The sequence below is a fragment of the Streptomyces sp. AB3(2024) genome, from assembly GCF_041862025.1.
Taxonomy (GTDB): domain Bacteria; phylum Actinomycetota; class Actinomycetes; order Streptomycetales; family Streptomycetaceae; genus Streptomyces.
Map to the genome: position 1 here is coordinate 1 of NZ_JBGWAB010000008.1, position 12,279 is coordinate 12,279.

Genomic DNA, 12,279 nt, shown 5'->3' on the forward strand with positions numbered 1-12,279 from the left:
CGTGACCGTCTGCGCCACCGTCACCGCAGTGGCACCCGGCAGCGGCACCCCCACCGGAACCGTCACCTTCACCGGCCCCGGCGGACTGAACGTGACACTTACGCTGGACACAGGCGGCACGGCATGCCTGACCACCAGCAGCCTCACCAGCGGCACGTACTCGGCCGCCTACAACGGCGACTCCTGCTTCGCGGGCGCGAACGGCCCCTTCGAGGTGACGGCCAACCAGGCGGCCAGCACCACCACCGTGTCGGTGGACCCCAACCCCTCGGTATGCGGCCAGACCGTGACCGTCTGCGCCACCGTCACCGCAGTGGCACCCGGCAGCGGCACCCCCACCGGAACCGTCACCTTCACCGGCCCCGGCGGACTGAACGAGACCGTCACCCTGGACACGGGCGGCACAGCATGCGTCACCACGACCACGCTGGAAACCGGCACGGTCACAGCCGTCTACAACGGCAACAGCTGCTTCTCCTCATCGACCGGCACCGCACCGGTGACCGTCAACCAGGCAGCCAGCACCACCACGGTATCGGTGAACCCCAACCCGTCGGTATGCGGCCAGACCGTAAAGGTCTGCGCCACCGTCACCGCAGTGGCACCCGGCAGCGGCACCCCCACCGGAACCGTCACCTTCACCGGCCCCGGCGGACTGAACACCACGGTGCCACTGACCGCCGGCGGCACGGCATGCGTCACCGCCAACAACCTCACCAACGGCACGATCACGGCCGTCTACAACGGCAACAGCTGCTTCTCCTCATCGACCGGCACCGCACCGGTGACCGTCAACCAGGCAGCCAGCACCACCACGGTATCGGTGAACCCCAACCCGTCGGTATGCGGCCAGACCGTAAAGGTCTGCGCCACCGTCACCGCAGTGGCACCCGGCAGCGGCACCCCCACCGGAACCGTCACCTTCACCGGCCCCGGCGGACTGAACACCACGGTGCCACTGACCGCCGGCGGCACGGCATGCGTCACCACCAACAACCTCACCAACGGCACGATCACGGCCGTCTACAACGGCAACGGATGCTTCAAGCCGTCGAAGGGCACGACGGGCGTGACCGTGAACAGCGCCCAGACCACGACCGCGCTCACCATCACCCCCAACCCCGCGGTCTGCGGCCAGCCGGTGACGTTCTGCGCCACAGTCACGACCAACGCGCCGGGCAGCGGCACTCCCACCGGGACGGTCACCTTCACCGGTCCCGGCGGCTTCAGCCAGACCGTGGCTCTCAACGCGAGCGGCACGGCCTGCGTCACCACCACCGCGGGCACCAGCGGCACGGTGACCGCCGTCTACAACGGAGGCCCCTGCCACAGTCCCTCTGCCGCGGCGGCGAACCTGACCGTGAACCCGGCTCCCACGACGCTGACGGCGGCCCCGGCGCAGATCCGCCTGCGGACGAACGGCACGTTCGTCATCCCGTCGATGAGCGCTACGCTCAAGGTCACCTCCAGCGCCGCTCCGCTCCCGGGACAACTGGTCACCTTCAAGGCGAACACGCCGCTCGGGCCCATCGCCCTCGGGACCGCGCTCACCAACGCCAGCGGGGTGGCGACACTGTCACCGCCGATGCTGCCGGTTCCCAGCACGGTGATCACGGCGACGAGCTACACCGCGTCCTTCGCGGGGACGAGTTGCTACGCCTCGTCCTCCGTGACGGCCCCGCTGACACTCGTCCTCCTCCCGCTCCTTCCCTGACCGAACGCCGGTCAACGCCGGTCACTGCTCCGGGAGCCACGGGCCGGGGCGGGGCCGGCTGACCGGGGCTGCAGCCGCCGCCCCGGTCAGCCGGCGACCGTGAAGACACACGTGGTGCTTGGAGATGGGCCGGGGCGGCGCCGACGAGGGACTCGGCGTCGCCCTGTCCCGCCTCCAGGTCCGACTGCCCACCGCAACCGCAAGGGGCAGCGCTGATCCGTCCCGCGCCCACCGCGCGTCTCGTTCCGTCCGTGGCCGGGTCACAGGAGCGTGCGACAGCGGTGACCGCGCCCCCTCCGCACCAGCCCAGCACCGGGCCCACGGGCCGGCGGCGCAGAGCGCCAGGCCCTACACGCTCATTACAGCCGACCACCCCGGAAGAGGGCGAAGGCCGTCGTTCGCCCTTCAGATCGCTCGACGCACCGAATTCGACCCCCGTCCCGCCGCAGGCCCCCACGCCCTCCGCGCACGGTTGCCGAGCAAGCCGACGACAACCGAACGAGCCGTCCAGCGACCGTCATCCGAGCCCGGCCTCGTGGCCTCGCAAGGGATCCCGGCACGCCTGACAAGGCATCAGGACGAGCGTCATGTAAGCGTCAAAAACTCCAAGCGCCCGCTGACAGCGGCGCCATCGAACCGATTCCGGCCTCGACGCAAACCCGCGGGCTGCAGCGTCTTCGGCAGGGCAGACCACACGCTCGGCCCAGTGGGTAACCGGAAGCCTGTCGAGCGACACACAGACCGCAAATCCGCAGGTCAGGCGTCGTCGCGGATGGGCTCCAGGATCGCGACGCACTCCACGTGGTGGGTCATCGGGAAGAGGTCGAAGACGCGGAGGGTGCGGACCTTGTAGCCGTTTTCGGCGAAGTACGCCAGGTCGCGGGCCAGGGCCGCCGGGTCGCAGGCGACGTAGGCGATGCGGCGGGCGGAAAGGCCCGCGATGTGGCGGACCGTCTGCTTGCCGGCGCCCGCGCGGGGCGGGTCCAGGACGACCAGGTCGCATTCCGTGATGCCGGTCTTCGGGAGGACGGCTTCGACCTTGCCCTGCTCGATGCGGACCCGGGGGAAGTCCGCCAGGTTGTGGCGGGCGTCCTCGACGGCGCGCTTCGTCGTCTCGATGCCGAGGACGGCCCCGGTGTCGCCCAGGCGCTCTGCCAGGGCGCCCGCGAAGATGCCGACGCCGCAGTACAGGTCGAGAGCCATCTCGCCCTTGCGCGGCATCAGGCCCTGCATGACGGCCTTGATCAGGGTGTCGGCGGCCTGCGGGTGGACCTGCCAGAAGCCGCCCATGCCGACGCGGTACGTGCGGCCGTCGGCGCGCTCGCGGACGAAGGGGCGGCCGTGGACGCGGTGGACGCCGCCGTCCTTCTCCTCGACCCGCAGGACCGAGACCGGCTTGTCGAGTTCCACGAGGGGCAGGCGGCCGCCGGGGCGCGGGGTCAGGACCACCTGGCGGTCGTTCGAGCCCGAGGCCGCGATGGCCTCGACCGAGGCCATCTGGGGCCAGTCCTGCTGCTCGATGCCGAGCTCGGAGACGCCGGGAGCGGCGATCATGCAGTGGTCGATGTGCTCGATGTCGTGCGAGCGGTGCTTGCGCAGGCCCGCGCGGCCGTCCTCGTCGATCGCGAACTGCACGCGGGTGCGCCACTGCGGAACCTGCCCCGCGGGCAGCTTGTCGCCCTCGGCCGGCATGACGGTGCCGTCCCAGCCCGCCTCCTCCGGGGTGAGGCCGGCGAGCCGCTTCAGCTGCTCGGCGACGACCTCGCCCTTGAGCCGGCGCTGGGCGCCCGGCTTGGCGTGCTGCCAGTCGCAGCCGCCGCACTTGCCGGGGCCGGCGTACGGGCAGGGGGCCGGCACCCGGTCCTTGGAGGCGTCGAGGACGGTGATCGCGTCGGCGCGCAGGAAGCGGGAGTCGATGTCGCCCTCCGTCACCTTCGCGACGACCTTCTCGCCGGGAAGGGTGTGGCGGACGAACAGGACGCGGCCGTCCGCGGTGCGGGCGATGCAGTGGCCTCCGTGCGCGACGGGACCGACCTCGACCTCGTACTCCTCCCCGACCAGTGACTGCTTCTCGTTCTGCTCGGTCATGGTGGGGAGGCTCCAGGAGATCAAAGGAAAACGGCCGGACGACCGACCCACCAGTTTACGTGGATCTCGTCCGGCCGTTCACCACCGTGAGGCGGCGGGGCTCACTTGCCCGCCGGGTCCTTCGGCCGCGGGCGCGGGGTGTCGACGGGGCCGCGGCGCACGGCGCCCGGGGCGTTCCAGTCCTGGCGCTTCTTGGCCCGCCGCTTGGCGAGCTCCGAGGACTCCAGCTGGTAGGGCACCGAGGTGACCATCACACCGGGGGTGAAGAGCAGGCGGCCCTTGAGTCGCAGCGCGCTCTGGTTGTGCAGCAGGTGCTCGTACCAGCGGCCGACGACGTACTCGGGGATGTAGACGCTGACGGCGTCGCGCGGGTTCTCGCTGCGCAGCCCCTTGACGTACTCGACGACCGGCCGGGTGATCTCGCGGTACGGAGAGTCGAGGATCTTCAGCGGGACGTTGATCCCGCGCCGCTCCCACTCGGCCTTCAGCGCCTTGGTCTCGTCCGCGTCGACGCTGATGCTGAGCGCCTCCAGGGTGTCCGAGCGGGTCAGCTTGGCGAACGCGAGGGCGCGCAGGGTCGGCTTGTGGACCTTGGAGACCAGGACGATCGAGTGGACCCGGGAGGGGCGCACGCTGTCGTCGCTGGGGCCCTCGGCGGCGGCGATCTCGTTGGCGACCCGGTCGTAGTGCTTGCGGATCGCGGTCATGGTTCCGTAGAAGATCACCATGCCGAGCAGGGCGACCCAGGCGCCGTGGGTGAACTTCGTGGCCAGGACGACGACCAGCACCATGCCGGTGAAGAAGGCGCCGAAGGTGTTGATGGCCCGCGAGCGCTGCATCCGGCGGCGGGCGGCCTGGTCGCGCTCGCTGCGCAGGTGGCGGTTCCAGTGCCGGACCATGCCGATCTGGCTCAGCGTGAAGGAGACGAAGACGCCCACGATGTAGAGCTGGATCAGCTTGGTGGAGTCGGCGTCGTAGATCCACACCAGCAGCATGGCGGCGCCCGCGAGCAGCACGATGCCGTTGGAGAAGGCGAGCCGGTCGCCGCGGGTGTGCAGCTGGCGGGGCAGGTAGCGGTCCTGGGCGAGGATCGAGCCGAGCAGCGGGAAGCCGTTGTACGCGGTGTTCGCGGCCAGGAACAGGACGAGCGCGGTGGCGGTCGCCAGCACGATGAACAGGAAGCTGCCGTTGCCGAAGACGGCCTCGGCGACCTGGGAGATCACCGGGTGCTGGACGAAGTCGGGTCCGACCGGGACGCCGTTGTCGAGCAGGTTGGTGGCGGGCGACTCGGCCATCCGCACGTTGGTGGACATGGCCAGGCCGATGATCCCGCAGAACATGGTGACGGCCAGGATGCCCATGAGCGCGAGGGTGGTGGCGGCGTTCTTGCTCTTGGGCTTGCGGAAGGCGGGCACGCCGTTGCTGATCGCCTCGACGCCCGTCAGGGCGGCGCAGCCGGAGGAGAAGGCCCGCAGCAGCAGGAATACCAGGGCGAAGCCCGCCAGCCCCTGGTGCTCCGCCTTGATCTCCAGGCCGGCGGTGGGTGCCTCCATGGTGTCGCCCAGCACGAGGCCGCGCCAGGCGCCCCACGCGATCATCACGAACACGGCCCCGACGAACACGTACGTCGGAATGGCGAAGAGTTTCCCGGATTCCTTGACCCCGCGCAGATTCATCAGCGTGAGGAGCAGAATCATGATCATCGCCGAGAGCACCTTGTGCTCGATGACGAAATCGACGGCGGAGCCGAGATTCTCGACGCCGGAGGAGATCGATACGGCCACGGTGAGCACGTAGTCGACGAGCAGGGCGCTCGCGACGGTGAGACCGGCCCGGGGCCCGAGGTTGGTGTTGGCGACCTCGTAGTCACCGCCGCCGCTCGGGTACGCGTGGACGTTCTGCCGGTAGGAGGCGACCACCGTGAACATCAGCACGACGACCGCGACCGCGATCCATGGGCTGAAGTGGTACGCCGACACACCCGCGATCGACAGGACCAGCAGTACCTCGCCGGGGGCATAGGCCACCGAGGAGAGCGGGTCGGATGCGAACACAGGAAGGGCGATCCGCTTGGGGAGGAGGGTTTCCCCGAGGCGGTCGCTGCGTAGCGCCCGGCCAATCAGGATCCGTTTGGGCACGTCGGTCAGTTTGGACACGCAGAGGATCGTAAGCGTTCGATATCCGGCTGACGAACCCCCGGCCCCCTTATCCGTGCCGACGGGCGCCCAATGCGGCACCCTCGAACCCCAAAAGGCCACACTGGTGACCGCCCGTGTGTAGCTTGGGCCATGGTCTGAGACCCTGTTTAGCCAGAGCATGCAATGAGGCTGGTAACCAGCGAGCCGCTGTCAGCCGGAAGGACGGCCGTGCACATCGTCATTATGGGCTGCGGAAGAGTGGGCTCCGCCCTCGCGCAGACCCTGGAACAGCAGGGGCATACGGTCGCGGTCGTCGACCAGGACCCCACCGCATTCCGCCGGCTCGGGGCTTCCTTCGGCGGCCGCCGGGTCACCGGGGTCGGCTTCGACCAGGACACCCTGCGGGAGGCCGGGATCGAGGACGCGGGCGCCTTCGCCGCGGTCAGCAGTGGTGACAATTCCAACATCATCGCCGCCCGCGTGGCCCGGGAGATGTTCGGCGTCGAGAACGTCGCCGCCCGCATCTACGACCCCAAGCGCGCGGAGGTCTACCAGCGTCTCGGCATCCCCACCGTCGCGACCGTGCGGTGGACCGCCGACCAGATGCTGCGGCGCCTCCTGCCCTCGGGCGCCGAGCCGCTGTGGCGCGACCCCAGCGGCGGGGTGCAGCTCGCGGAGGTGCACACCTCCGCCGCCTGGATCGGGCACAAGGTGAGCAAGCTCCAGGAGGAGACGGGCGTGCGTGTTGCGTTCCTCACCCGCCTGGGCGAGGCGATGCTGCCGACTTCGCAGACGGTCCTGCAGGAGGGCGACCTCGTCCACGTGATGATGCGCACGGACGAGATCGACAAGGTTGAGGCGGCCTTCGCCGAGGGGCCCGAGGAGGCACACGCATGAGGGTCGCGATCGCCGGAGCCGGCGCCGTGGGCCGCTCCATCGCGGGCGAGCTGCTGGAGAACGGCCACGAGGTGCTCCTCGTGGACAAGGCGCCGACCGCCATCTCGGTGGAGCGGGTCCCGCAGGCCGAGTGGCTGCTGGCCGACGCCTGCGAGATCACCTCGCTGGACGAGGCCGCGTTGCAGCGCTGCAACGTGGTCATCGCCGCCACCGGTGACGACAAGGTCAACCTGGTCGTCTCCCTCCTCGCCAAGACCGAGTACGGGGTCCCCCGGGTCGTGGCGCGGGTCAACAACCCGAAGAACGAGTGGCTCTTCAACGAGTCCTGGGGCGTCGACGTGGCGGTGTCCACCCCGCGCCTGATGTCGGCCCTCGTCGAGGAGGCCGTCAGCGTCGGCGACCTGGTGCGGCTGCTGCGCTTCAGCCACGGCGACGCCAACCTCGTCGAGCTGACCCTGCCGGCCGACTCCTCGGTCGCGGGCACCCAGATCAGCGAGATCTCCTGGCCGGAGGACACCTCGCTCGTCACGATCATCCGGGGCAACCGGGTGCTCACGCCGCACGGCGAGGAGACCCTGGAGCCCGGCGACGAGCTCCTCTTCGTGGCCGCCCAGGCCCGCGAGGAGCAGCTGGAGGACCTCCTCCAGGCCCGTCACTGAGGTACCCGTACGGCGAAGGGGCTGGGAGACCATCCGGTCTCCCCGCCCCTTCGCCGTGTACGTCGCCGGGCACCGGCGCCGGACACGGGTGGTGTCAGACGCCCCGCTCGCGCGCGGCGGCCCTGGCCGCCTTCTCCGCGGCCTCCTCGGCCTCGTACTCGGCGATGACGTCGATCGGCGGCGGCGCCTTCGCGAGGAAGACCCAGGTGAAGTACACGGCGAGCACCATCGGCGGCAGCTTCAGCGCGATCAGCACCCAGCCCAGCTGCGTGGCGTCACCCCACCAGTACAGCGGGAAGAGGATCGCGTACTTGGCGAGGAAGATGATGCCCCAGGCCAGGCTGGCCTTGGTGTAGGCCTTCTTGCGCCCCGGGTTGCGGGTGCGCCAGGACAGGTTCTCCTTGAAGACCGGTCCGAGGATCACGCCCAGCAGCGGGAAGCCCACGAGCGCCGACAGCGTGAAGGCCACGCCCAGGCCGGCACCGTAGATCATGCCCGGCAGGTAGAAGCCCTTGGCGCTGCCCGTGAACAGGGCGAAGGCCACGCCCACGCCCACGCCGAACACACCGCTGAAGGCGTGTTTGACGGTGTCCTTGCGCAGCAGCCGGACGATCACCAGCAGGACGGCGACCGCGCCCGCCGCGATGGCCGAGGACTTCACGTCCTTGTTGATCGTGTAGATCATCACGAAGAGCAGGCCGGGGAGCATCGTCTCCACGGTGCCCCGGATGCCGCCGAACGCGTCGAAGAGGGCCGCCTGCGTCACGGCCTTCTGGTCGGCCGCGGGGTCCTGCGGATTCGGCGGGGGGGACGAGCGGTCGAATGACGTCACCGGTCAGTGCTCCTGTCCGAGCGGTCGGAGTTCGTACTTCGGGTTGAAGAGGACCCGGCGCCCATGACTCATCGAGATCCGCCCGGAGGCGATCATGCGCCGCCCGGGTTCGATTCCCACGATCGAGCGACGTCCGAGCCACACCACGTCGAGCGGGGCCGAGCCGTCGAAGAGCTCCGCCTCCAGGGCGGGAACGCCCGCCCTCGGACGCAGGGTGACCGTACGCAGGGTTCCGGTCACCTTGACTATCTGGCGGTCGTGGCAGTCGCAGATCCGCGTGCACCCCGCGGCTTCTGCGTCCTCCTGCAGCTCCGCCGAATGCAGCTCCTCCTGGGAGGTGGACAGCCGTTCGATCATCCGGCGGAACCGGCCCGCCGGCCGGGCCGGCTTCTCGGGCTTCTCGGGACGCGGTTCAGCACTCATACCGGAAGCCTACCGGCGCCCCCGCTACCTCTCGAAGCGGTATCCCATGCCCGGTTCGGTGATGAAGTGGCGGGGGTGCGAGGGGTCGGCCTCCAGCTTGCGGCGCAGTTGCGCCATGTAGACCCGCAGGTAGTTGCTCTCCGTCCCGTACGAGGGCCCCCAGACCTCCTGGAGCAGTTGCTTCTGGCTGACGAGCTTCCCGCCGTTGCGGACCAGCACCTCCAGCAGGTGCCACTCGGTGGGGGTGAGGCGTACGTCGCGTCCCTCGCGCACCGCCTTCTTCGCGGCGAGGTCCACGGTGAACCCCTCGGTCTCCACCACCACCTCGTCCTCGCCCGCCCCGGCCGCCGGCTCGGCCCGGCGCACGGCCGCGCGCAGGCGGGCCAGCAGCTCGTCCATGCCGAAGGGCTTGGTGACGTAGTCGTCGGCGCCCGCATCGAGGGCCTCGACCTTCTCGTCGGAGCTGTGCCGGGCGGAGAGCACCAGGATCGGCACCCGGGTCCAGCCCCGCAGCCCCCTGATCACCTCGACCCCGTCCATGTCGGGCAGGCCGAGGTCGAGGACGACCACGTCGGGGTGGCGGGCCGCCGCGAGCTCCAGGGCCTGGGCCCCGTCGGCCGCGGCGTCGACCTCGTACCGGCGCGCCTTCAGATTGATCACGAGGGCTCGGACGATCTGCGGCTCGTCGTCCACCACGAGCACCCGGGTCATTGGGGTCCTGCTTTCTGTCGTTCGGAGTGGTCCCCGGCTCCCTGCGGAGCCGGGGACGGTGTCTGTCCTGCTCGTGCCGCGGACGCCGCCCCCAGGGCCTGCGCCCCGTCCGGTCCGTCCGGACTGCCCGGCGCCTCCGCCGAGCGCTCCGGGCGCCCCACGCGGTCGACGCCGCCCGGGCCCGGCCCGGTTCCCGCGGCGCCCCGCGGCGCCCCGTCCCCGGCCGGGGCGTCCCGGGTCGCCGCGCGCAGGGTGAGCACCATCGTCAGGCCGCCCCCGGGGGTGTCCTCGGCGGTGAGGGTGCCGTCCATCGCCTCGGCGAAGCCCCGGGCCACGGCCAGCCCGAGGCCCACCCCGGTGCCGCGCGGGGCGTCCCCGTACCGCTGGAAGGGGGCGAAGATCCTGTCCTTGGCCTCGTCCGGCACCCCGGGCCCCCGGTCGACGACCCGGAGCTCGACCCGGTCGCCGAGGAAGCTGGCCGCGACGAGCACGGGCTGCCCGCGGGGGCTGTACTTGACGGCGTTCTCCACGATGTTGGCCACGCTGCGCTCCAGCAGCCCCGGGTCCACGGCCACCATGGGCAGGGATTCCGGGACGTCCAGCAGCACGCTGTCCTCCGGTACGCCGCCGAGCGCCATCGGGACCACCTCGTCGAGGTCGATCTCCCGGATCAGCGGGGTCACGGTGCCGGTCTGGAGGCGGGACATGTCCAGCAGGTTGCCCACGAGGTGGTCCAGCCGGTCGGCGCCGTCCTCGATCCCCTCGAGCAGCGCGGCCCGGTCCTCCTCGGACCACTCCACGTCATCGGAGCGCAGAGAGCTGACGGAGGCCTTGATGGAGGCCAGGGGCGTCCGCAGGTCGTGGCTGACGGCGGCCAGCAGGGCCGTCCGGATCCGGTTGCCCTCGGCCAGCCGGCGGGCCTCCTCGGCCTCCCCGACGAGCCGCTGGCGGTCCAGCACCACGGCGGCCTGGGCGGCGAACGCGCCGAGCACCCGGCGGTCCTCGGCGGGCAGCACCCGCCCGGACAGGGCCAGCGCCATGTGGTCGCCGATCGGCATGTCCACATCGGCGTCCTCGGGCCGGGCGGCCGGCGCCGGGCCGACGCTGCCGGCCCGGGTCCAGGGCTCGACGTCCCCGGCCCGCTCCAGCAGGGCCACGGACTCCATCGCGAAGGTCTCGCGCACCCGCTCCAGCAGCGCGTCCAGGGCGGTCTCGCCGCGCAGCACGCTCCCGGCGAGGAAGGAGAGGATCTCGGACTCCGCGCGCAGCCGGGCGGCCTGGTGCGTGCGCCGGGCCGCCAGGTCCACCACGGAGGCGACCGAGACCGCGACCCCGAAGAACACGGCGATGGCCATGATGTTGCGCGGGTCGGAGATCGTGAACCGGTGTACCGGAGGGGCGAAGTAGTAGTTCAGCAGCAGCGAGCCGAAGGCGGCCGAGGCCAGGGCCGGCCAGAGCCCGCCCACCAGCGCGGCCGCCACCGTCAGGGCCAGGAAGAGGAGCATCTCGTTGGCCAGGCCCGGGTTCGCGCTGATGTGCGTGAGCAGGACGCACAGCAGCGCCGGGAGGACCACCCCGACCAGCCAGCCGGCCACGATCCTGGACCGTCCGAGCCGGGCGGTCGAGCGGGTCACCGGCAGCCCGCGGCCCCTGGCCACCTCCTCGTGGGTGACGATGTGCACGTCGAGGTCGGGACCCGAGTCGCGGGCCACGGTCGCGCCCACGCCCGGCCCGAGCACGTACTGCCAGGCCTTGCGGCGGCTGGAGCCCAGTACGACCTGGGTGGCGTTGACCCCGCGGGCGAATTCCAGGAGGGATTCGGGGATGTTGTCGCCGATCACATGGTGAAACGTTCCGCCAAGGTCTTCGACCAGGGTTCGCTGAACCGCGAGCTCCTTCGGCGAGGCCGAGGTGAGCCCGTCGCTGCGGGCGATGTAGACGGCGAGGACCTCGCTGCCCGAAGCCTTGGCAGCCATCCGGGAGGCCCTCCGGATCAGCGTGCGCCCCTCCGGCCCGCCGGTGAGCCCGACGACGATCCGCTCACGGGCCTGCCAGGTCGAGCGGATGCCGTGCTCGCCCCGGTACTCCTGGAGGTACTCGTCGACCCGGTCGGCCACCCACAGCAGCGCCAGCTCGCGCAGCGCGGTGAGGTTCCCGGGCCGGAAGTAGTTCGACAGGGCCGCGTCGACCTTGTCGGGCCGGTAGATGTTGCCGTGGGCCATCCGTCGGCGCAGGGCCTGCGGGGACATGTCGACGAGTTCGATCTGGTCGGCCCGCCGGACCACCTCGTCCGGGACGGTCTCGCGCTGGCGCACCCCGGTGATCGACTCGACCACGTCGCCGAGCGACTCCAGGTGCTGGATGTTGACGGTGGACACCACGTCGATCCCGGCCCGGAGCAGCTCCGCCACGTCCTGCCAGCGCTTGGCGTTGCGCGAGCCGGGGACATTGGTGTGGGCGAGCTCGTCCACCAGCGCGACGGCCGGCCGCCGCGCCAGCACCGCGTCCACGTCCATCTCGGTGAAGGACGCACCGCGGTACGCGAGCTCCTTGCGCGGCACCTGTTCGAGTCCGTGCAGCATCACCTCGGTGCGCGCCCGCCCGTGGTGCTCGACGAAGCCGACGACGCAGTCGCCGCCCCGCTCCACCCGGCGGTGGCCCTCCGAGAGCATCGCGTACGTCTTGCCCACACCGGGTGCCGCGCCGAGATAGATCCTTAGCCTGCCGCGTCCCATGCGCTCATTCTCCGGGACATCGCCGCAGTTCACGCACCGATCGATCGCCCCGGACCCATCCCTGACGCATCCCTGACGCGCC

General features: G+C 71.0%; 9 protein-coding genes. 3 read left to right on the forward strand and 6 right to left on the reverse strand.

The features are described from left to right. The coding region (locus ACEPPI_RS05355) for an Ig-like domain repeat protein (protein WP_373914062.1) at positions 1-1,714 on the forward strand (1,714 nt) is incomplete at its 5' end. A gap of 756 nt (positions 1,715-2,470) precedes the next feature. Here the strand turns inward: ACEPPI_RS05355 and ACEPPI_RS05360 are convergent. Further along, a complete protein-coding gene (locus ACEPPI_RS05360) occupies positions 2,471-3,802 on the reverse strand; it encodes a class I SAM-dependent RNA methyltransferase (protein ID WP_373914063.1) in 1,332 nt (443 codons plus the stop codon). A gap of 101 nt (positions 3,803-3,903) precedes the next feature. After that, positions 3,904-5,958: an APC family permease gene (locus tag ACEPPI_RS05365; RefSeq protein WP_373914064.1), complete on the reverse strand. Its 2,055-nt coding sequence runs from the start codon at positions 5,956-5,958 to the stop codon at positions 3,904-3,906. A gap of 210 nt (positions 5,959-6,168) precedes the next feature. Between ACEPPI_RS05365 and ACEPPI_RS05370 the strand changes: the two genes are divergently transcribed. Together ACEPPI_RS05370 and ACEPPI_RS05375 are read left to right on the forward strand one after the other, a co-directional pair. Then, positions 6,169-6,837 (forward strand): TrkA family potassium uptake protein, encoded by a 669-nt coding sequence (locus ACEPPI_RS05370; RefSeq protein WP_266842945.1) that lies wholly within the window; start codon positions 6,169-6,171, stop codon positions 6,835-6,837. Then, on the forward strand, positions 6,834-7,496 hold the full coding sequence (locus ACEPPI_RS05375; RefSeq protein WP_266842943.1) for a TrkA family potassium uptake protein: 663 nt from the start codon (positions 6,834-6,836) through the stop codon (positions 7,494-7,496). Before ACEPPI_RS05370 ends, ACEPPI_RS05375 begins: the two co-directional genes overlap by 4 nt. 94 nt (positions 7,497-7,590) lie before the next feature. Here the strand turns inward: ACEPPI_RS05375 and ACEPPI_RS05380 are convergent, their stop codons facing one another. From ACEPPI_RS05380 to ACEPPI_RS05395, 4 genes are read right to left on the reverse strand one after another with little or no spacing between them, the layout of a single operon-like run. Further along, entirely contained in the window at positions 7,591-8,328 is a 738-nt protein-coding gene (locus tag ACEPPI_RS05380; RefSeq protein WP_373914065.1) for a DUF3159 domain-containing protein, read from the reverse strand. Positions 8,329-8,331: 3 nt separating this feature from the next. Continuing rightward, positions 8,332-8,751 carry an OB-fold nucleic acid binding domain-containing protein gene (locus ACEPPI_RS05385; RefSeq protein WP_373914066.1) on the reverse strand — a complete coding sequence of 140 codons (420 nt, stop codon included), beginning with the start codon at positions 8,749-8,751 and terminating at the stop codon, positions 8,332-8,334. Positions 8,752-8,775: 24 nt separating this feature from the next. After that, positions 8,776-9,462, reverse strand: coding sequence for a response regulator (locus ACEPPI_RS05390; protein ID WP_266842937.1), 687 nt, complete (start codon positions 9,460-9,462; stop codon positions 8,776-8,778). After that, a complete protein-coding gene (locus ACEPPI_RS05395) occupies positions 9,459-12,197 on the reverse strand; it encodes a DUF4118 domain-containing protein (RefSeq protein WP_373914067.1) in 2,739 nt (912 codons plus the stop codon). Before ACEPPI_RS05395 ends, ACEPPI_RS05390 begins: the two co-directional genes overlap by 4 nt. Between the last annotated feature and the right edge of the window lie 82 nt (positions 12,198-12,279).